This is a genomic window from Nostoc sp. ChiQUE02 (assembly GCF_034531305.2).
In the GTDB taxonomy this organism is placed as follows: domain Bacteria; phylum Cyanobacteriota; class Cyanobacteriia; order Cyanobacteriales; family Nostocaceae; genus Nostoc.
In genome coordinates this window covers 162711-183686 of record NZ_JAVRBN020000005.1, presented here as the reverse complement: position 1 = coordinate 183686, position 20976 = coordinate 162711, and the positions used below count along the sequence as shown (strand labels likewise).

Sequence of the window (20976 nt, the reverse complement as noted above, 5' to 3'; positions counted from 1 at the left end):
AAGGGTCAAATTATCAGTAGACCGCGATCGCCTTTTTAACCTCGCGAAAAATCAGGAAGAAGATCGTAGAGATGCTGGTAAATTCCAAGACTATCGAACCTTTTCCTACTTGCTTAATGGTTTTCACCTTAAGTTGACACCAATGAACAGATGTGAGTACCCTACCCTTTAAGTTGAAAGAAAGTACTTTTCCACGCATCTAACAAATATTTCCACACCCATTGCTAAGGCGGTTTCGTCAAAATCAAACCGGGGATGATGATGGGGATATGCTAAGTCTTTGGCGGGGTTAGCAGAACCCAGAAAGAAATAGCAACCAGGAACCTCTTGCAAAAAGAATGACATATCTTCAGCAGCCATAGTTTGGCATTCTGGAACAACACCCATAGGAGTTTCTACCACTCCTTCTGCTACAGTTCGCACCAGTTCTGCCATTTTAATATCATTAATTACTGGTGGATAAAGCGACCAGTATTCTAAGTCATAACTCGCACCATGACTCTGACAAATTCCAGCAATAATCTGCTCGACACGCTGGTTAAAAAAGCCTTTCAAACTAGGATTAAAATACCTGACAGTCGCACTCATTCTCGCTGTATCAGCAATCACATTACGCTTGGTTCCAGCATGAAGTTCGCCCACTGTCACCACTGCTGAATCAATGGGATTAACATTTCGAGCGACAATGGTTTGCAAGGCATTGACAATTTGGGCTGCAACAACAACTGAGTCAACAGTTTGATGGGGTAGTGCGCCATGTCCACCTTTGCCCAAAATTGTGCAGTTAAAGCACTCCACAGCTGCCATTAATGCCCCAGCCCGTACACCCACCGTTCCTAAAGGCAAATTATTCCACAAATGCAAACCAATAATCGCGTCAACATCAGGATTTTTCAGGACTCCAGCTTCAATCATCGGCTTTGCGCCTCCTGGCGATTCTTCCGCTGGCTGAAAGATAATTTTCACTGTACCGGAGAAATCTTGGCGATGCTGCTGGAGATAATAAGCTGTACCTAATGCGATCGCAGTATGTCCATCATGTCCACAAGCGTGCATTACTCCATCATGCTGCGATTTGTAGGGCACTTCGTTGAGTTCTTGGATTGGCAAAGCGTCCATATCCGCCCGAATCGCTAAAACTTTTGGATTTTGGATTGTTTCTGAATCTTGCCCTTTACCTTTAATGGTGGCAACAATCCCAGTGTGAGCAATGCCAATTTTATGCTCAATTCCCCATTCTTGCAGCTTTTGTGATACAAACTCAGCCGTTAGTTTTTCTTGAAAACCCAACTCTGGTTGTTGATGCAATCGCCGCCGCCACTCTATTAGTTGTGGTTGCAATGAACGGATCGCTAGTCGGATGCGAGATAGGTCAACAGAAGCAGAATTGGGAAAGGTGGAAACCATTATAAAGACAAACTAGTTTAAGTACAGCTAACTTAGATTATTTTCCCAGTTTAACGTGACTTGGAGGAGCCTTAAGTAACTACGTAGTGCTTCATTGCATTAATTTTGATGGTGATACATTTTTGTAGTAAAGAATTTAGTCCCTAATGTCAATTTAATAGTTCTGAAATATTAGTGTTTCCCAATCTAAATCTGATGCTATTTGAGCAAGCTTATCTAAATCAGTCAGGTTATCTAGATAGGGTAAGCAGCCTAAAACTGGCGTGTTGGTGAGTGATTGAATCAATTGCTGTGGTGTCCAGTCGGCTATTTCTGCATCCGTTCGGGGTTGTACGCAGTTCAGCACAATGCCTTTGAGATTGACGCGCGATTGTCTAGCTAATGCTACATTCGCCACTGCTTGAGCGATCGCTCCTAATCTAACTGGCACTACCAATACAGTTGGTAAACGCCATTCCCCCGCCAAATCAGCTACGGTTAATTCCTCAGTGATTGGCGAACCTAACCCTCCCAAAGCTTCTACAAGCACAAAATCACGTTGCGATCGCAACTTAGATAAAGCTTGCCACACAAGAGCTAAATCTACTCGGCGATTTTCCCGTGCTGCTGCGATAGGAGGAGCCAGAGGTGCTTGAAAGTACAAAGGTGTAATTTCTTCTGAGGATTGTTCTAGCGCAAATAGCTTTTGATACCACTCGCGATCGCCAATCCCCGATTGAATCGGTTTCATGATTCCCCAGCTACGCTGCGGGTAATATTTTTGCCAATAGGCTGCTAACGCTGTTGTTAAAACAGTTTTACCAGCTTCCGTATCAGTTCCAGTAATCAGTAGTGTGCTTAACATTAATTTCTTTGACCAGAAAATGGTTGTGTTTCATCAACCGGCGGAAAAGTTGGCGTTGCACCAGTGGTCGGAATTGGCAAGAGTGTCTCTGTTGGAATTGGCAAAGGTGTCTCTGTCGGAATTGGCAAGGGTGTTTCTGTGGGAATTGGCAAGGGTGTTTCTGTGGGAATTGGCAAGGGTGTTTCTGTCGGAATTGGCAAAGGTGTCTCTGTCGGAATTGGCAAGGGTGTCTCTGTCGGAATTGGCAAGGGTGTCTCTGTAGGTGTTGGTTTGACTGGTTTTTCTAATGCAACATTGAGCTTGTAATTGCTTTCGGCAACTCCTGGAACCAGAGTTAACTCAATAGTATATCTACCAGTTACCAGCAATATGCCTTCATAAGCTGTTACTTGCTGGGCATTTAGATCGATTGGTTGTCCATTGGGACTTAAGATTGTTAGCAAAAGGTTGCTTCCTGGCTCAATAGAAGTAGTTAATTTGGCTCCTTCCTCCCCAGAAAAAGTGTACCGAATTATTTGATTTGCTTTGAGAGTATCTTTAACCGTGGCTGTGTTATTAAATGATCCCAGATTGAGGCGCTTACTAGATACAACAGGTTGCTCGTTAGTAGGTGTGGGTGTAGATGTGAATGTAGTACCACCAGAAATCACTGGTGAAGGGAAATTTTGTGGAAGCGCCTCATCTGGTGTTTTTGGCTGACTGCGAATGGAACTGACTAGTGCCCAAGAACCAAATCCTGCGACGATCACGACAGCAATGCCAATTGCGGCGATCGCTAACGGATTATCCAAGACTGAACTAGTAGAACTTGGTGGAATCACAGGATCGGGTTGTTTCTTGGGCGAAGCTGGTGGTGGTACTAAGTCAGGACGGCGACCAACAGCCATTGTCTGCAAGTTAGATGTATTCAGGGGAGGAAGACTGACTTGCTCTAAAGGTTGTAGTGCTTGAGATACACTAGCAGCAGTTTGATAGCGATCGCTCGGTATATGACTTAACATTCGATTCAAAACCTGGGCAAATCGCGGACTCAATTTTACCCACCGCTGCCAATTCCAAGTTAGTTGATTTTCATCAAATAGATCCCTTGGTTCTTTACCAGTCAGCAAAACTATCGCACTCACCGCTAATGCATACAAATCACTGCTAGGGTAAGCTCCCCCTGTTTGCATTTGTTCACTAGGAGAGTAGCCTAATTTTCCCACGGTGGTTTCTGGCATTGCACTCTCTGGCGATCGCAAACGCGTAGCCAGTTCCTTTACCACCCCAAAGTCAATCAACACAGGTTTAGCGTCACTATCTCGCAAAATAATATTTTCTGGCGAGATATCTCGGTGAATAATTCCTCGACTGTGAATATGTTCTAAAACAGGTAACAACAACTGTATCAGCTGCAATATTTCAGCCTCTGTAAAGGTTTGACCAACAGCTTGACGTTCAGTCAGCAGAGTTCGGTACGTCTGACCTGCAACATAATCCTCTACCAAAAATAAGCGTTGGTCTTGCTCAAATCTTTCCCGGAATTTAGGCACTTGTGGGTGTTCGATTTGATATAAAATGGCAGCTTCCCGGTGGAAAAGCTCTTGTGCCTTCTCCCAAGCCAAAGCCTCTGTTGCTGTTGAAATCAATTCCTTGATCGCGCAAAGTTCGTTAAAGCGCCTCTGGTCTTCTGCCAGATAGGTTCTACCAAATCCTCCTTGTCCAAGAATTTGAATTATGCGGTAACGGTTTTGCAAGACAGTGCCAACTGTAATGGGTGGTTGCATGATCGATTGATTGAGTGTAGTAGCAACTGAAGAGGAAGTCACCCACAAAGATTAAGTCCAAGAGGCAACACATTTACATGCAGCGATATTCTACCTTACCTAATGGGTATACCCCCAGTTAGGAGTATACGCAAATTAAGGAGGCAGGTGGTCACTGAGCGTAGTCGCTCGCTCAGTAACCACCTGCCTCCTGCCTTCTGCCTCCTTCACATATTCCTATTCTGGAATTTTATTGTGTGAATTAAAACTTAAAATTAAATCTGCCAGTTTATTTATTTATTGCTAGTATCATAGAATATAATAAGATACACCCTAAACACTTAGTCCCAAATGTTCTCTTGTCTAAGAATAAACCTCAATATCACTTAATTTGTAAATGCTTTACTGTCAGTTATAAATGAGGTAGTTAGAAGAAGCAATCTATGACACCAATCTTTGACAGATTGGGGTTATTTGCCTCAACTCAAAAAAATTGAATTATAGACCTAGTGGACGGACTTGATGTTCCTTAAGCTATCAATAGTTTGCTTGACAAGAAAATTAGACAGTTAGCGAATGATAATTTTATGGGAAAATGTTTAAATTTTGTATGGAAGCTTTAACAAAACTCACAGATGTTTTTTTAGGCTATTTCTCGGTTAAATCTATTAAATCTCTAATGATAATATTGCTATGAATGCACATAGAGGATCTGCTGTGCTCAGTTCTGCAACTTTCAAAGTGCAACCATCTGCAACAGGACTGACTGAGAATCATCGCCTGCGGCTGTTTTCTGGCTCTGCCAATGTACAACTGTCTCAAGAAGTCGCTCGTTATCTGGGCATGGACTTGGGGCCAATGATTCGCAAAAGATTTGCGGATGGAGAACTTTACGTTCAAATCCAAGAATCAATTCGGGGTTGTGATGTCTATTTAATCCAGCCATGTTGTCAACCCGTGAACGATCATTTGATGGAATTATTGATTATGGTTGACGCCTGTCGTCGGGCTTCTGCGCGACAGGTGACGGCAGTAATTCCCTACTATGGCTATGCCCGTGCCGATCGCAAAACGGCAGGACGAGAGTCAATAACCGCCAAGCTGGTTGCTAACCTGATCACCGAAGCAGGTGCTAACCGCGTTCTAGCAATGGATTTACACTCGGCTCAAATTCAAGGCTATTTCGATATCCCCTTTGACCATGTTTACGGTTCGCCAGTCTTGCTGGATTATTTAGCAAGCAAAGAACTGCCCGACCTGGTGGTTGTTTCCCCTGATGTTGGCGGTGTAGCGCGAGCTAGGGCATTTGCAAAAAAACTGAATGATGCCCCACTGGCGATTATTGACAAACGTCGTCAGGCACATAATGTCGCAGAAGTGTTAAATGTCATCGGTGATGTTAAAGGTAAAACGGCAGTGTTAGTGGATGACATGATCGACACTGGAGGCACGATCGCGGAAGGAGCGCGATTACTGCGTGAAGAAGGAGCGCGTCAGGTATACGCCTGTGCAACTCATGCAGTGTTCTCTCCACCAGCGATGGAGCGGTTGTCTAGTGGCTTGTTTGAGGAAGTCATTGTCACTAATACGATTCCCATACCAGAAAACAATCGCTTTTCACAACTAGTAGTGCTGTCAGTAGCTAATCTGTTAGGAGAAACTATCTGGCGGATTCATGAAGATACTTCAGTCAGTAGTATGTTCCGCTAGCCAATAAAAGACTGTTATTCCCGTTACAGGCTTAAATCACCCACACTGTCTTCTTGATCGGTTACAGTGTGGGTTTTTAAGTAGACCTAAGATTGGGGATCTTAACCCGAAGTTTAAATCCCTCGCAACTTCTGCATAAGGGAGTTCCAGAAAATAAATTATCCAAATTTACTCAGATAAGATTTTTCTTTCTCCCCCTGCTCCCTGCTCCCTGCCCCCCTGCCTCCACAGCGATAGGATATTTTTTTAGTTGGAAGTCCCTAACTACCGAGGAAGGTGGGGTTGAATCCCCATGTGAGCGGAATCTCCTGCCTCCTTCTAACATCCTCTAAGACTTTTTCGCTCGAATTTTGTCAAAAATAGCACCTTCATCAAAGAATTTATTTTGAATTTCGTCCCATCCTCCTAAATCTTCAGCTTTGAAGATAGTTTTAATTTTGGGAAATTTGTTTTCCACTTCTTTTGTAACAGTCAGGTCAACGGGACGAAATCCTAATTTGGTAAACTCTCGTTGCGACTCTGGGGTGTAAAGAAATTTGATAAATGCTTCTGCAATCGGGCGAGTACCATGTTTATCGACATTTTTATCTACAACAGCAACAGGATTGTCGATAGAGATATTGACATCAGGCACAACATATGAAATTTTTTTGCCATTTTGTGCTAACGAAATCATTTCGTTTTCATAGTTGAGCAGAACATCACCTTGATTATTGTTGAAGAACAGTTCAGTGGCATTTCGAGCAGTTTTAGGCAACAAAGGTGCATTGTTATACACTCTGGAAGTAAAGTCTATTGCTTGATTTTCATTTCCGCCAGTTTTTGTCACAGAACCCCAAAGACTAAGGAAGTTCCAGCGAGCACCACCAGAGGTTCTAGGGTCAGGTGTAATCACATTTACGCCATCTCGTGCCAAATCTGCCCAAGTTTTGATATTTTTGGGATTACCTTCACGAATAGCAATTGCATCTAGAGATTTGGTAACAATTGCATCATTAGGCGCTTCTTTTTCCCACCCCGGTTGAATAAAACCTGCCTCAACAAGTTTATTAATATCAAGGGCAAGTGACAGGTGTACTACATCAGCTTCTTTACCGTCAATCACTGCAAGAGTCTGGGAACCTGACCCATCATAGCTTTGATTGAAAGTGACGTTTTGGTTATGTTCTTTCTTCCACTGTTCGATAAATTTGGGAATGATCTGCTGGTATGCTGCACTAGTAACTGAATACGAAACAAAGGTTAGGGTTACATCACTCTGGGAAGCTGCGCCAGCATTACCAGTATTATTGACATTACCTGGAGAGCAGGCAGCCATCACGATACTCAAGCTAACTCCGACCAAGAATAGGGACGCAACACCCCACGAAGAATACTTATACAACCAACTTGGTATTAGTTGTACGCGCCACTGTCTTGCAGCGTGTAAAGCTTTAACAATATAAGTCTGAACTAATTCAGTCAAATATCTCCTTGATTTAGGAGTATGTTGCCCCTGGTTCATCAAATTTTTCCCCTGAATCTGCGGTAACTTGAGTTAGATACTGTAGTTAAGGGGCATTATAAAACAGTGGTTAAAGATAAATAATTTTTTATTAACCTAAATTTAAACAAATTATTCAATATATCTTTGAAACCCGCCTGCGCGGGCTTTAGCTGTGTAGACGCGGTTATAGCCACCCTTTTTATGTTAAGTTGACTTTTTCGCTCGAATTTTGTCAAAAATAGCACCTTCATCGAAGAATTTCGCCTGAATTTCGTCCCATTCTCCTAAATCTTCAGCTTTGAAAATAGTTTTAATTTGGGGAAAATTGCCTTCTGTTTCTTTGGCGATCGCTAGATTAACGGGACGAAATCCTAATTTGGCAAACTCTCGTTGCGAGTCTGGGGTGTAAAGAAATTTGATAAATGCTTCTGCAATCGGGCGAGTACCGTGTTTATCAACATTTTTGTCTACAACAGCAATAGGATTATCAATAGAGATATTGACATCAGGTACAACGTATGAAACTTTATCGTCATCTTTTGCTGATAAAATCATCTCGTTTTCATAATTGAGCAAAACATCACCCTGACCATCTTTGAAGAACAGTTCGCTGGCATTGCGGGCAGTTTTGGGCAACAAAGGTGCATTGTTATAGACTTTGGAGATAAAGTCCATTGCTTGATTTTCATTTTTGCCAGCTTTTGTCACAGAACCCCAGAGATTAAGGAAATTCCAACGAGCACCGCCAGAGGTTCTGGGGTTAGCTGTAATCACCTTGATGTCATCTTGTGCCAAATCTGCCCAAGTTTTGATATTTTTGGGATTACCCTGGCGGATGGCGATCGCATCTAAAGATTTGGTAACAATTGCATTATTAGGCGCTTCTTTTTCCCAACCCGGTTGAATAAAACCCGCTTCAACAAGTTTATTAATGTCAAGGGCAAGTGACAGGTGTACTACATCAGCTTCTTTACCCTCAATCACCGAAGCAAGGGTCTGAGAACGTGATGCATCATAGCTTTGATTGAAAGTAACGTTTTGATTGTGTTCTTTCTTCCACTGTTCGATAAATTTGGGAATGATCTGCTCGTATGCTGCGCTAGTAACCGAGTAAGAAACAAAGGTTAAGGTTACATCAGGTTGAGAAGTTGCGCTAGCATTACCAGTGTTATCGACATTACGTAAAGAGCAAGCAGCTAGCAGGATACTTAAACTAATTCCAGCCAAAAAGAGGGATACAATGCCCCATGAAGAATACCTATACAACCAACTTTGTATTGGTTGTATGCACCACCGTTTTATAGGCTGCAAAGGTTTAACAATAAAAGTGGAAACTAATTGAGTTAAATATCTCCTGAGTTTAGGAGTAGGTTGCCACTGGTTCATTAAATTTTTCCTTTGAATCTGTAGTATTTTAAAGGAGATCCTGTAAGGGGTTATTATAAAACGGTGGCTAAGAATAAATATTTTTTTATCAACCTAAATTTAAACAAGTTATTTAATATATCAAGGAGAACTAGTTTTAGAAACTTCTGGACTGCGAATGATGATATGTCCTTTCTCACTTTCTTGAATAGCCAATACTGAGGGTAGCTCATCAAGTTTTGCATTTGGGGGCAATTCTCGAAACAAATAAATCCAGCCGCTACGTTCTAGGAGTAAGCGCCAGACTCTCGGCTGCTTTGGATTGCTGATATCATTATCTTCTCTGCCTCGCAAGTCATCGAATAGACCTCGATCGCCAATAATGCGGTAGCCTTTCTTGGAGGGATCGGCAAATATATCATCAAGTTTGCGCCCTACAGCAAACTTTTCTTCCGGTGTAATTAAGGCTACAACCGGCAAAGTGGAGTTTTGACCAGCGTCTCGTCGTGCATCTGCAATGCCTTGCCAACGAGCTAACCAAAATATCACAATTAATACCCACGATACTATTACTATCTCATTGACTAGCGATCGCAGAAATTCAACTGAGCGCAGTTGTCCAAAACTAAATTCAGCTAGAGATTTTAGCCGTTTAGCTGTCCATGAGCGTTTGTGTTGAGTTGCAGAGATGATGCGACTTAGTAGTAATTGGCTTGCAGAGACTACCGTATCACTGATGATTTTAATTAACCATAACGTTGCCTGAATTGCGATCGCAGCTATAAAAAAGGCGATTGCACTTTTGCAGATTGTCCAACCATCTCCGAGAAATATTTGCAGGGGAACTATCAAAAAAGACTGTGCAGGTAAGTCGAGGGTATTGAGTTCTAGTTGAAAAAAGTAGAAATATGACCAACGGTAAATCCAACCAGCAAAGAAAAGCGCCGCACCCAGCAAGCCCAGTACACTGGTGAATTTACCTAAAATATTGGTTTCTTGGTTAGGATGTGGGGCTTGGGTCATAGGGAAGTACGGTGGAGATAAGGGAAACAATGTAGGGTGTGTTACCGCGAAGCGTAACGCACCGAAAACTTACTTAGGATGGTGCGTTAGCCTGCGGCATAACACACCCTACCTCAGTTTGTTTTAGTGATTTTACGGAAATTATATATATGCCTTTGAAGTTTAATGAGAAAGTTAAATATAGTCAAATATACTGTTAAAGCCATGAAAGCTTTTTTCCAGGGATGGGTTGTGGCAATCTTAGTAATGGCAGCAGCGATCGCAGGGAATGTCGAAGCTGTAATTGGTCAGGATGTCAAGACGGGAAATTTCTTGTTGGCACAGACACCAGTCAACGCAGATGAATTAGAACTTGCAGTAGCATTACCAGAGTTAGCAGAGGTCATCTTTAAAGGGGGTGAGTCAAGCAGTGGTCGAGTAATAGGAATTGATGCACAAGGGCAAGCACTATCAATTCGGCGTAATGACAAAACTGCCACAATTCCCTTGAGCCAAATTCAAAAAGTAGTTTTCAAGAATCGGGCGTTGGTTTACAGAAGCAATGGGCGTCAAATTATCCGGGGTGAACGCGATCGCCCCACAGGTAAGCCAGTAACTTGGAGTGGTATACCCCTAAATACTTTTACTGTAAAAAATTCTACTCAAGGTCAAGCAGTGGTGAAACTTAAACCACCTGTAGTTTCTACAGCACAGTTGCAGGGTATTCAGTCAGTGGCGAGAAATCGGCAATATGTGGTAGATGAAATCCAGTTCAATTCGCAACAAAGAACGATTACTATTCTGGCAAAACCTTATTGATCGTGAATCATTTCATCTGTAGGGGCGTATATTTAATGCCCCTAAGCTTTTTGACGTTTCTAACGACAAACACAATATTAATAAGAAACATTGGAATGTTCATCAGAAACATTGCAACATTCCTCACAAACATCACGATATTAATACGAAACATTGCAACATTCCTCACAAACATTGCAACATTCCTCACAAACATCACAATATTAATACGAAACATTGCAACATTCCTCACAAACATCACGATATTAATACGAAACATTGCAACATTCCTTACAAACATCACGATATTAATACGAAATATTGCAACATCAGGATGTTGGTGAAGACAGCTTCTGTTAAGACCTAATTAAAAACAGCTACCTCTGCGCTATTCTATGAAAAAAATTCTCACCAGTTTTTTGGCTGTGGGTGTTTGTCTAACGCCTTTAACGGTAATGCTAATAGCTCAACCCACCTGGGGACAAACTCAAAACTCACAATCGCAAGAAGCAGAAAGACTGTTAGAACAAGGGGCACAACTTACACAACAACAAAAACACCAACAGGCAATACAAATATTACAGCAAGCTTTAACCATTGCACAACAACTCAAAGACCAAAAAATTGAAGTAACCGCACTGCTTGGGCTTGGATTTAACTACGACGCTTTAGGAGAAAAGCAAAAAGCACTCGATTTTTACAACCAAGCTTTGCCCCTTTGGCAGGCTGTGGGCGATCGCTCTGGTGAAGCTGTCACACTCAGTAACATCGGTGCAGTCTACGACGCTTTAGGAGAAAAGCAAAAAGTCCTCGATTTTTACAACCAAGCTCTGCCCCTAACACGGGCTGTGGGCGATCGCTCTGGTGAAGCCACTATACTCAATAATATCGGTCGAGTCTACTCCAATTTAGGAGAAAAGCAAAAAGCACTCGATTTTTACAACCAAGCTTTGCCCCTTTGGCGGGCTGTGGGCGATCGCTCTGGTGAAGCTGTCACCTTGGGTAATATTGGTGTACTCTTCCAAAGTACAAATCGGCCAACTGAAGCCATTACTAATTTAGAGCAATCTCTCAAAATCAGCTTAGAAATGCGTCGGGGTTTGCAACGAGAAAATCGCCAAAAGTTTTTACAAGAAAACGGTGGAAACGCAACTGCTTTAGTCGATGTCTTCATTAACCAAAAAAAATACGCTCAAGCCTTTGAATGGGTTAACCTATTCACTACAGCCGACCTTGCTGATTATACTCGCCTCATTAATGCCAAAGTTGCCAACCCCGAAGCACAGAAAGCTCTTGATGACTGGAGTAAAAAAAATCAACAATTGGAATCCTTGCGGCAACAACTGCAAAGCGATCAATCCGAAAGCCTACCCGAACAGATTCGGCAATTAGAAGCACAAGTTTACTCACAAGCCGAAAATATCTCTCGCCGTTTTCCTGAAGTAGCAGAGCTATTTGAAACGACACCCACAGATATTAAAAACCTTACATTCTCCATTCCCACAGGAACAGTTGTAGTTCAACCTGTCTTGCTGACTAATGTAGGAGATATGCCCGACAATATTGCCTTTTTTATCTTCACTAAAGGCGAGTTGAGCGTTATTAAAAAATCTATTGACCCCACTGAATTTAATAAACTTATCACTCAATACTTAAAAGAAGTACAAAACGACGGTGATTTTAGCTACGTTGAAACTGGCGGCAAAGTTTATGATATTCTTATTCGTCCTATAGAAGACAAAATTAAGGCTTTATCCCCCAAAGAACTTAGTATTATTGCTACTGGTCAACTGCGCTCTTTACCTTTTGAGACTCTTTACGACAGTAAAACCAAGCAATTTCTGATCCAGAAATATCCTGTCAATTATCTCACTCGCATTTCTAATAATTCTCTAAAATCTCCAGGTGTGCAAAATGCCGTACGCGGAAAACCACAAGCTGTTTTAGCATTTGGTAATCCTGTACCCCGTGACCCACAAAATCTACCAGGTGCAGAGGTAGAAGTCAAAAATATTAAGGAAATACTACCAGATAGTGAAGCCTATCTCGGCAGTAATGCCACCCTGGAAAAGTTTAGATCCCAAGCATTGCGCTTTTCGTTTTTGCATTTAGCAACTCACGGCTGTTTCCAAACTGAAGACTGCAAAACAGTCAATTTAAAAAATAATACGTTACTATTTGCTGATAAATCCTTAGATATTGCTAATGCTGCTCTTTTAGGGTTACAAGGCACACAACTGATTACTCTTAGTGCCTGTCAAACTGCTGTAGACACTAATTTGGATGGTATAGGAATTGCAGGAGTTGCTTATATATTTGAGCGGGCTGGTGCTAAAGCTGTGATGGCAAGTTTATGGGCGGTTGAGGATGAAGCAACTCAGGAATTGATGGTTTATTTTTATCAGAATCTCAAGCAGGGTAAGACGAAAGGGGAAGCTTTGCAAAAAGCGAAGTTGAAGTTAATTGCAGACCATCGCCATCCTTTTTATTGGTCACCATTTGTATTAATTGGTGATGCACGTTAAAGTAATTCGTAATTAAGCCCAAATCCTGGATTTACCCCCCATAATCCCCCCTTGTAAAGGGGGGAAATATCCGGTTCTCCCCCTTGCCAAGGGGGAGTTAGAGGGGGTCAGAAGGACTTGTGTGTACACCGTAGCTCCGACTCGGAGAGGGACAGACTTGAACGAAAGTTCAAGGCAGGGAGAGGTTCGTGGAAGCTCACGTTAAGCCACGGCGAAGGTCATTCGCGACTACACATAAGGAAAAAATTGAGGTTTTGAAACCCACGGAGGTGGGTTTTGCTTGTATAGACGCGGTTTCTAACCGCCTTTTTAATTACAAACCAATTCACTCACAGCAACTTATCTGGCGTAATTGGCAAATCACGAATCCGCTTACCTGTGGCATGATAAACTGCATTAGATATGGCGGCTGCTACCCCAACAATGGGAAGTTCCCCCAGGCTTTTGGTTCCTAGTGCATTCACATAAGGATCGTGTTCTTCAATAAATTGCACTTCCATATTTGGGATATCTGCATGAACGGGAATGAGGTAATCAGAAAGGTTGGCACCAACTATTCTGCCCTGATTAGTATCCATTACAGTTTTTTCCATCAGCGCCATACCGATTCCCCATATAATCCCTCCTATAACTTGACTCCGCGCTGTCTTGAAGTTGAGAATTCGCCCTGCGCCATAAACGCCTACGCAACGTCTAACTTTGATTTCTCCCAACAATTCATCAACTGCAACTTCGACAAATATCGCACCAAATGAATGTTTGGCGTACTGTTTACTCTCTTGGCTGAGTGAAGATTCTTCTGTAACTTCTAAACTTTCTAACCCATGACGACGTAGAATATCGGTGTAGCTGTCTCGCTTCGATGGGTCTTGTTTTAAAAATATTTGCCCTGACTCGACAGTAATATCTTCTGCTTGAGATCCACAAAGCAGAGAATTTGGATCTACGATCGCCATTTGGATTATTCTATCTCGTGCCGCGATCGCTGCTTTATGCACCGCAGGGGAAACACTAGCAACTGTAATTGAATTACCTGCGATGGGGGCTTTGGGGAGATTGCTGTCACCTAGTTCAAATTGCACTGGTAATCCTAATACCTCAGCGGCTACCTCTGCCATCACTGTATAAGTGCCAGTACCGATGTCTTGAGTACCACTTTGTACTTTCACTTCTCCAGTGGCAAAAATTTCTACTTTGACTGATGCAGTTTGAACGTTGGTGGGAAATGTCGCACTTGCCATTCCCCAACCAATCAAGCAATGATTATCCTGCATGGAACGGGGAACTGGATTGCGTTGTGACCAACCAAAAATTTCTGCCCCTTTTTGGTAACATTCTTTCAGGGATTTACTTGACCAAGGTAACTCTTTGTGAGGATCGATATCTGCATGATTTCTAAGTCGTAGTTCAATCGGGTCAATATTTAAAGCATAAGCCAGTTCATCCATTGCTGACTCTAGGGCAAACATTCCCGTCGCTTCTCCTGGTCCACGCATAAAGGTTGGTGTGGCAGTATTGATGCGTGCCAAACGGTATTTAACTTCGAGATTGGGACAGGCGTACATCATTGTTGTTGCTGCGCCCACAGGTTCTACAAAGTCATCGAAAAGGGAAGTTAAGGATGTGCCAACGTGATTGATAACGGTTAGTTTGCCTTCCTTGGTTGCACCTAGCGTTAAATGTTGTTCAGTTTGGGATCTATGGCCGCAAGCAGTGTACATTTGCGATCGCGTTAGCACAACTTTCACAGGGCGCTTTACTTGACGAGATGCGATCGCAGCGAGAATAGTATGAGACCTTAGCAGGGCTTTACAACCAAATCCTCCCCCTAAATATTTGGAAATCACGCGGACATTTTCTTGAGGAATATTCAGAACAGATGCAATTCCTCTTTGGGTTGCAGAAATCCCTTGAGTAGTTTCATACAGTGTCAAGTTATCCCCTTCCCACATTGCGATCGTTGCAGAAGGTTCAAGGGGATTATGATGTTCCATTGGCGTGGTATAAACTTGCTCTATCAGCACATCTGCCTGGGCTTTCCCCGATTCAACATCCCCTCTGGTGATTTTACCTGGCATAATGCCAAAAAATATTGATTCGGGTTCAAATATCTCTGCGGATGCCATTGTGACTGTAGGCAGCGCTTCCTCGTAGATAATTTTTATCTTAGAGGCGGCAGTTTCGGCTTGTTCTAAAGTTTGGGCAATTACAATCCCCAAATGTTGACCATCGTAGTAGATATTATGGTCTTTTTCGGTTGGCTGAGGTTGTGGAGGGCCAAAGAAGGGTATTTTTACCAGAGATGGGGTTTGTTGGTAAGTAACGACATCTATCACACCAGGGGCGATTGCGGCGGCGGATGTGTCTATTTGGATAATTTTACCGCTGGCGATCGCGCTTTGAAAAATCACTCCATAAGTTAAATTTTCTATTGGCACATCGGCTGTGTAAGGTGCTTCTCCCGTTACTTTCAGTCTGCCATCAATGCGATCGAGTGGTTTACCGATAATTTTATTCATGATTTTCCTCCCACAACTGAGAGTGCGCGTATCAAAGCGCGTTTAACTAATTCAATTTTGAATTCATTGTGTGTTTGCGGTTTCGCTTCTTTGACGGCTACTGCGGCTGCATCTCTAAACGTAGCTTCATTGATTGGTTTTCCTTGGAGAAATTCCTCAGCTTCCCAAGCACGCCAAGGTTTGGGTGCTACTCCCCCAAAAGCGATTCGTGCTGATTTGATGATGTCTTGTTCTATGTCTAAAGCAACAGCAACAGAAACGAGAGCAAATTCATAAGCAGCTCGATCTCTGACTTTTAAATAATGAGACTTATATGCAGAATCTGGAACTTCAATAGCGACAATTAATTCTCCAGGCTGTAATAGAGTTTCTTTTTCTGGCGTCTCACCTGGTAAGAGATAAAAATCATGAATTGAAATTCGCCGGGCTTTTTCTGCACTTTGGATGCAAATCACCGCATCTAATGCCGTCAGGGCTACAGCTAAATCGGAAGGATGCACAGCAATACAATGTTCGCTAGCTCCGAAAATAGCGTGCATTCGATTGTAGCCTGTAATTGCCGAACAACCTATACCGGGAGTGCGTTTATTACAAGGAAAAACCGGATCGCGAAAGTAGCCACAGCGGACTCGTTGCAGTAAATTACCGCCGACGGTTGCCATATTTCGCAGTTGCGGTGAAGAACTTTGTAACAAAGCTTGGCTAATTACTGGATAACATTCCTGAATTTTGGGATGGAAAGCTACATCGCTCATTCGAGAGACTGCACCAATGCGGATTCCATTAGCTTGAGATTCAATATCTGCTAAAGGCAAACTATTAATATCAATTAATATATTCGCTGTTTGAACTCCATCCTTCATCAATCCCAGTAAATCTGTACCACCAGCAATAAATGCAGCAGTTTTGTCTTGATTAACTGTTGCGATCGCTATTTCTTGGGAAGTAACTTTCGCATAACTAAATGGTTGCATTTTCCATTTCCTCTAGCACATCCCGAATTGCCGCAATAATATTAGGATATGCTCCACAACGGCAAAGGTTTCCACTCATCTTTTCTCGAATTTCTGCCTCAGATTTTGGTGATTCTTCTAATATCATCCCTACGGCTGAGACAATTTGACCTGATGTGCAGTAACCACATTGAAAAGCATCATGGGTAATAAAAGCTGTTTGCATCGGGTGGAGTTTGTCATCTTGGGCTAATCCCTCAATTGTGGTAATTTCAGCACCGATGTGCATTACAGCTAGAGTCATACAGGAGTTAATTCGCCGATTATTAACTAAAATAGTACATGCACCACATTCACCGCGATCGCAAGCTTTTTTAGTACCCATCAGACCTAACTTTTCCCGAAGCGCATCCAGTAAAGTGACGCGAGGTTCTAGCTTCAGGGTGTAGGAAACATTATTGACATTCAGTGATAAGTCTACTTCCTCTGAACCCAATATTTTCAATTCCTGGGTAAGTGAGTTTGAAGTTATTGGAGCTAAGGAATTGTCTTCCATGGTTAAAGCTGATACTAATATTTACATCTATTATCCCTTTTCTGTATCTATATTTTCACGCAATTTCAGATTCCTGGTTTCTCGAAGAAGTCGTAAATCTTATTACTCTAGTTAGAGGAAATATTTTAATGGCAGTTCTATAATTTTATAAAAATTATGTTGGGGAATGCATTTCCAGAATTTAATATAGTGACCTGTACTATTTTTTTAGCTCATCAAATAAACCTCATAGATGAACACAAATTTAACTGATAAATTATCCAAACCGTTAGTAGAAAAAGTTGCCATTGTGGGTGCTGGCCCAGGCGGTTTGGCTACTGCTATAGCACTTAGAAGCCAAGGGATAAATGTTCAACTGTATGAAAAAGCACAAGAGTTTCGTCCGGCTGGGACTGGGTTAGGACTGGCTCCTAATGGCTTGAATTTTTTAGATGCGATCGCACCGGGAATTATCGAAACCCTTAAAAATTCAGGATGCGAGGTTCACCACACGGTTTTAAAGAATATTCAGGGAGAAACAATCCGAACTAACGCAACTAAATACTTGGAGCAATATGGACAGCCATTGCTGACTATTTGGTGGTATCGTCTACAGCAAGTCTTAGCGTCGAGATTGCCATCTGATATTATTCATCTCAATCATCGCTGCATCGGCTTTGAGCAAGATGAAAACGGTGTGGAAATTCATTTTGATGGCGAAAAATCAGTATATGCAGATTTGCTGATTGGGGCTGATGGCGTCAACTCTGTAATTAGAGAAACTTTATTTGGTGAGGGGAAGCCTAATTATATCGGTAGTATGTGTTGGCGTGCCGTTATCAAGTATTACCACGAGCTATTTAATGACTATGAACTAGTTTTTGTCAAAGGCAATAAACAGTTTATGTATATTCTCAATGTGGGCGGCGGCTATACCAGTTGGATTAGTCGGAAATTCTCGCCTGAGTACTCCCTTTCCCACAACGCCGATGAGGTGAAGTCTCGTATTCTCCATGAATTAGCTGATTGGGACGAATCCTTTCGGGCGGTAGTCGAAGCGACACCAGCAGAGCAAATTTGGGAGGGGCCGATTTGCGATCGCCCACCATTAACTCAATGGAGCCAAGGGAGAGTCACTCTCTTAGGTGATGCCGCCCATCCAATGGCACCTGCTATGGGACAGGGAGCCAATACCACGTTTGAAGATGCATACAATCTGCAAAAGTGTTTTTCTGATTCAGCTAATCTCCAAGAAGCTTTAACTAGCTACGAACAGCGTCGCATTGAGCGGACAAAAATTATCCAAGCTCGTAGTGCCTGGGGTGAAATGCGCTACTACGAGGACACATTCGCATCCCCTGGACAGACACCACAACGGCAAATGACGCTCAACGAAGATTTTCATAAATGGCTGTATAGCTACAAGCCATCTGTGACAAGTTAAATTTTCGTGTGCGATCAGCAAAGCTACTTTTAAGAAAAGTAGCAACAAAAATTTGGTCAATTCTTAAAAACTTTTTGAATTGCTAATTTCCCCTAATTTTTGGTCGATACCGAGGGGAAATATTTCGCTTAATATCTATTTAATTTGCTGGAAATTCTCAATTGTCAAGAAGATTTCTTCATCAGCTATTTGACTGTCGTAATCGATATTAATTCGGGTTGGATAGCCGAGTTTAGGATCGTAGTCTACATCCAGTCTGTATGCCTTACGGTTGATAGCATCTTGAATCACATTAAAAAGCTTAGGAATTGTTCCGTATTTTTCAAAGAATTGCGGATTAACTGGTTGTCCCGTAGCTACAGAAGTGATTGAAGTTGTTTTTCCATTACGTACTTCAATGACTACTGGGCCTCTAGCATCTACTATACAAAAGCAACTGTTGCTAACCGTAATGCGATAGTTAGAAATATTTGCTTTATCCCACAAACTGCGATTAAATTTTAATCGTCTTAAATTCAAGTTATTATTCGTTGGACATTGTGCTTTCTCTACAGTAGTTTCGGAAATTGCTGGTAAGTTCAGCCCCAGAGATAGCAATAGTGTTGCACTGATGATGATAGGTAAACGCATATCAATCCATTTAGTTCTAAAAGCCCTAAATATATTTTAATATATTAATTACTTTACCTGCTTAAATTAACTTTATTTTTTGATTAAAATTACTTATTAGCTAACTGAATTTTCATCTTTTAAAAATACCCATCTAGAGTCCAATCTTGAAGACATAAATAAAGAACTTTGTTAAAATCTTTCTGATTACGTGTAATTATAATTGCCCTCTTAGCAAGAGCGATCGCAGCAAGGCATCTGCATCTGTAATAAGTTACATTTTAGTGTTGCAAATTGGATTGCGATCGCTAAAGCTACTTTTTTTCAAAGTAGTAACAATCTGGGCAATTAAAAAACTCATAATAAGTGCTAATCTTATCGAGTAATTTGAGAATATCAAAAATGACTGTTTTTAGTCAAGTCCTCAAACATAGCAAATTCGTGGAATAGTTGAGAATTATTCGCGTAAAATCAACACAACTTAATCAAAATGTTAATTTTTATGAGATAAGAAATTTCTATAGTTGTGTAGTAGCTGGGTTTAAAATCCTCAAAATCCAAAATAATATCAAAGTATAATCCTCCCAGTACTTGAAGTCCGAGGAGGATTCAATAGCCCTAATTAGCAATGCTGATGATTGCGGCTATTAGGATGTAGCTGCAAGCTTGCAGACATGCTTTAGATTCTTTGTGACTACGCAACTATCTCAAAGTTCGTAGCTGCCAACACTGGTGATGCTGTGAATGGATTGTTATCGTTATCAATATTGGCAAACAGAGCACCTGTCCCAAAGCCTGGCGATGTCGAGTTTTGGTTAAAGAACAAGTTACCAGTTCCAAGACTGTAAGTAATGAGTCCAGAGCTAGTTGCTGCTGCTGCATCATTAGCTACTATCTTAATTTGGGACAGATTGTTGAGTCCGACGAAAGTTGTCTTATCCAGAACAATTTTGTCGCTAGTGCTGCTGAAGTCAGTAATTTTATCTACACCTAGATCAGCACTATTGAACCAAGCGCCTGAGTTGAACACGAAGCGATCGCTACCACCACCACCTGTCAGGATATCATTACCTTTACCACCTAGAAGGATGTCATTTCCAGCGTCACCATAGAGGCTGTCATTACCAGTGCCACCATAGAGGCTGTCATTACCCTCACCACCAAAGCCGCTTAACGGTGTAGCTGTGCCAGTACCATCAAGCAAGTCATTTCCAACCCCGCCTGTGAACCTTACTGCATTTACGCCAGTTCCTGCCAGGTTGTTGACATCCAAAATGTCATCGCCACCACCACCATTGATTTCAAACCTCTCTGCGCTGTCTACAGTCAGGGTAAAGGGAACCAGGTTGAGCCGATCAAAGATTGCTCTGCCTTGGGCATCCTTTTGCAGACGGAAGGTATCTCCAGCAGCAGCTGCGCCGTTGACCTCAACCACGTCATAGCCAGCGTTACCGCTGATTTTGTCGCTACCGTCACCGTTGTTCCAGATGAGTCGGTCGTCGCCGTTTCCGCCACTGAAGATGTCGTTGCCGCGATTTCCGACTACAGTATCGTTGCCGTCTCCACCCGATAGCCAGTCGATACCGTCGCCACCTCGCAAGAGGTCATTACCAGTTCCACCATTAAGGGTGTCATTACCAGTTCCACCATTGAGGGTGTCATTTCCACCCAAACCACTGAAGTTATCAGAAGCGGCATCACTAGTACCTGTATCTGCTCCATTAGTCGGGCCTGGACCTGGAATCCAATTTATTGCCATGATCAATACTCCTAATTCTTAATTTTTAAGTGAATAATCAGGTACTAATACTTCATTTCTAAGAGAATATGAAAGTATTAGTTTTTGTCTTTAAACTACAAAACTTATAGTTTTTAGCTGCTAAGTATTACTCAGAGATACGTTCTTCTTTTATGCAGAATATTGGTTTTTGTAAAACTTCTTCACTATGAACTTTGCAGGCAGACCTTACTACATCCTGACTTTTCACGTCATCTGAAAAAGAAACAATAGCTCGTGAATACCTTTCACAAACT

At 42.0% G+C, this 20976-nt stretch carries 15 protein-coding genes; 4 read left to right on the top strand and 11 right to left on the bottom strand.

The genetic code is table 11. The features are described from left to right. Window positions 1–168 precede the first annotated feature (168 nt). The 3 genes from RM347_RS07395 to RM347_RS07385 all read right to left on the bottom strand — a co-directional run bounded on the left by RM347_RS07395 (window position 169) and on the right by RM347_RS07385 (window position 4017). Window positions 169–1407, bottom strand: coding sequence for a M20 metallopeptidase family protein (locus RM347_RS07395; protein WP_322719153.1), 1239 nt, complete (start codon window positions 1405–1407; stop codon window positions 169–171). 154 nt (window positions 1408–1561) lie between these two features. Further along, window positions 1562–2251 (bottom strand): dethiobiotin synthase, encoded by a 690-nt coding sequence (gene bioD / locus RM347_RS07390; RefSeq protein WP_322719152.1) that lies wholly within the window; start codon window positions 2249–2251, stop codon window positions 1562–1564. Beyond that, complete coding sequence (locus tag RM347_RS07385; RefSeq protein ID WP_322719151.1) at window positions 2251–4017, bottom strand: protein kinase domain-containing protein; 1767 nt, start codon at window positions 4015–4017, stop codon at window positions 2251–2253. Before RM347_RS07385 ends, bioD begins: the two co-directional genes overlap by 1 nt. Window positions 4018–4689: 672 nt before the next feature. On the opposite strand from RM347_RS07385, the gene RM347_RS07380 reads away from it, so the two are divergent. Beyond that, complete coding sequence (locus RM347_RS07380) at window positions 4690–5706, top strand: ribose-phosphate pyrophosphokinase (protein WP_322719150.1); 1017 nt, start codon at window positions 4690–4692, stop codon at window positions 5704–5706. Between the two features lie 328 nt (window positions 5707–6034). Here the strand turns inward: RM347_RS07380 and RM347_RS07375 are convergent, their stop codons facing one another. The 3 genes from RM347_RS07375 to RM347_RS07365 all read right to left on the bottom strand — a co-directional run bounded on the left by RM347_RS07375 (window position 6035) and on the right by RM347_RS07365 (window position 9580). After that, window positions 6035–7210: a sulfate ABC transporter substrate-binding protein gene (locus tag RM347_RS07375; RefSeq protein ID WP_416211907.1), complete on the bottom strand. Its 1176-nt coding sequence runs from the start codon at window positions 7208–7210 to the stop codon at window positions 6035–6037. Window positions 7211–7396: 186 nt separating this feature from the next. Beyond that, window positions 7397–8578 carry a sulfate ABC transporter substrate-binding protein gene (locus RM347_RS07370; RefSeq protein ID WP_322719148.1) on the bottom strand — a complete coding sequence of 394 codons (1182 nt, stop codon included), beginning with the start codon at window positions 8576–8578 and terminating at the stop codon, window positions 7397–7399. Window positions 8579–8698: 120 nt separating this feature from the next. Continuing rightward, window positions 8699–9580: a hypothetical protein gene (locus RM347_RS07365; RefSeq protein ID WP_322719147.1), complete on the bottom strand. Its 882-nt coding sequence runs from the start codon at window positions 9578–9580 to the stop codon at window positions 8699–8701. 204 nt (window positions 9581–9784) lie between these two features. Between RM347_RS07365 and RM347_RS07360 the strand changes: the two genes are divergently transcribed. Then, window positions 9785–10378, top strand: coding sequence for a hypothetical protein (locus RM347_RS07360; protein ID WP_322719146.1), 594 nt, complete (start codon window positions 9785–9787; stop codon window positions 10376–10378). A 374-nt stretch (window positions 10379–10752) separates the two neighbouring features. Continuing rightward, on the top strand, window positions 10753–12882 hold the full coding sequence (locus RM347_RS07355) for a CHAT domain-containing protein (RefSeq protein WP_322719145.1): 2130 nt from the start codon (window positions 10753–10755) through the stop codon (window positions 12880–12882). A 329-nt stretch (window positions 12883–13211) separates the two neighbouring features. Here RM347_RS07355 and RM347_RS07350 read toward each other — a convergent pair whose 3' ends face one another. The 3 genes from RM347_RS07350 to RM347_RS07340 are packed head-to-tail and all read right to left on the bottom strand — an operon-like array spanning window position 13212 to window position 16910. Beyond that, a complete protein-coding gene (locus tag RM347_RS07350) occupies window positions 13212–15401 on the bottom strand; it encodes a xanthine dehydrogenase family protein molybdopterin-binding subunit (RefSeq protein WP_322719144.1) in 2190 nt (729 codons plus the stop codon). Further along, a complete protein-coding gene (locus RM347_RS07345; RefSeq protein ID WP_322719143.1) occupies window positions 15398–16375 on the bottom strand; it encodes an FAD binding domain-containing protein in 978 nt (325 codons plus the stop codon). The genes RM347_RS07350 and RM347_RS07345 overlap by 4 nt, the downstream gene beginning before the upstream one ends. Continuing rightward, window positions 16362–16910, bottom strand: coding sequence for a (2Fe-2S)-binding protein (locus RM347_RS07340; protein WP_322719142.1), 549 nt, complete (start codon window positions 16908–16910; stop codon window positions 16362–16364). Before RM347_RS07340 ends, RM347_RS07345 begins: the two co-directional genes overlap by 14 nt. A 232-nt stretch (window positions 16911–17142) precedes the next feature. On the opposite strand from RM347_RS07340, the gene RM347_RS07335 reads away from it, so the two are divergent. Then, window positions 17143–18333: an FAD-dependent oxidoreductase gene (locus tag RM347_RS07335; RefSeq protein ID WP_322719141.1), complete on the top strand. Its 1191-nt coding sequence runs from the start codon at window positions 17143–17145 to the stop codon at window positions 18331–18333. 135 nt (window positions 18334–18468) lie between these two features. On the opposite strand, the gene RM347_RS07330 is transcribed toward RM347_RS07335, so the two are convergent. Both RM347_RS07330 and RM347_RS07325 read right to left on the bottom strand, forming a co-directional pair. Continuing rightward, window positions 18469–18963: a DUF6174 domain-containing protein gene (locus RM347_RS07330; protein WP_322719140.1), complete on the bottom strand. Its 495-nt coding sequence runs from the start codon at window positions 18961–18963 to the stop codon at window positions 18469–18471. Window positions 18964–19636: 673 nt separating this feature from the next. Next, a complete protein-coding gene (locus tag RM347_RS07325; protein WP_428850525.1) occupies window positions 19637–20701 on the bottom strand; it encodes a calcium-binding protein in 1065 nt (354 codons plus the stop codon). Between the last annotated feature and the right edge of the window lie 275 nt (window positions 20702–20976).

Coding starts and splice junctions, on each gene's coding strand:
- RM347_RS07395 (WP_322719153.1), bottom strand. CDS start 1,407: ATGGTTTCCACCTTTCCCAATTCTGCTTCTGTTGACCTATCTCGCATC.
- bioD (WP_322719152.1), bottom strand. CDS start 2,251: ATGTTAAGCACACTACTGATTACTGGAACTGATACGGAAGCTGGTAAA.
- RM347_RS07385 (WP_322719151.1), bottom strand. CDS start 4,017: ATGCAACCACCCATTACAGTTGGCACTGTCTTGCAAAACCGTTACCGC.
- RM347_RS07380 (WP_322719150.1), top strand. CDS start 4,690: ATGAATGCACATAGAGGATCTGCTGTGCTCAGTTCTGCAACTTTCAAA.
- RM347_RS07375 (WP_416211907.1), bottom strand. CDS start 7,210: ATGAACCAGGGGCAACATACTCCTAAATCAAGGAGATATTTGACTGAA.
- RM347_RS07370 (WP_322719148.1), bottom strand. CDS start 8,578: ATGAACCAGTGGCAACCTACTCCTAAACTCAGGAGATATTTAACTCAA.
- RM347_RS07365 (WP_322719147.1), bottom strand. CDS start 9,580: ATGACCCAAGCCCCACATCCTAACCAAGAAACCAATATTTTAGGTAAA.
- RM347_RS07360 (WP_322719146.1), top strand. CDS start 9,785: ATGAAAGCTTTTTTCCAGGGATGGGTTGTGGCAATCTTAGTAATGGCA.
- RM347_RS07355 (WP_322719145.1), top strand. CDS start 10,753: ATGAAAAAAATTCTCACCAGTTTTTTGGCTGTGGGTGTTTGTCTAACG.
- RM347_RS07350 (WP_322719144.1), bottom strand. CDS start 15,401: ATGAATAAAATTATCGGTAAACCACTCGATCGCATTGATGGCAGACTG.
- RM347_RS07345 (WP_322719143.1), bottom strand. CDS start 16,375: ATGCAACCATTTAGTTATGCGAAAGTTACTTCCCAAGAAATAGCGATC.
- RM347_RS07340 (WP_322719142.1), bottom strand. CDS start 16,910: ATGGAAGACAATTCCTTAGCTCCAATAACTTCAAACTCACTTACCCAG.
- RM347_RS07335 (WP_322719141.1), top strand. CDS start 17,143: ATGAACACAAATTTAACTGATAAATTATCCAAACCGTTAGTAGAAAAA.
- RM347_RS07330 (WP_322719140.1), bottom strand. CDS start 18,963: ATGCGTTTACCTATCATCATCAGTGCAACACTATTGCTATCTCTGGGG.
- RM347_RS07325 (WP_428850525.1), bottom strand. CDS start 20,701: ATGGCAATAAATTGGATTCCAGGTCCAGGCCCGACTAATGGAGCAGAT.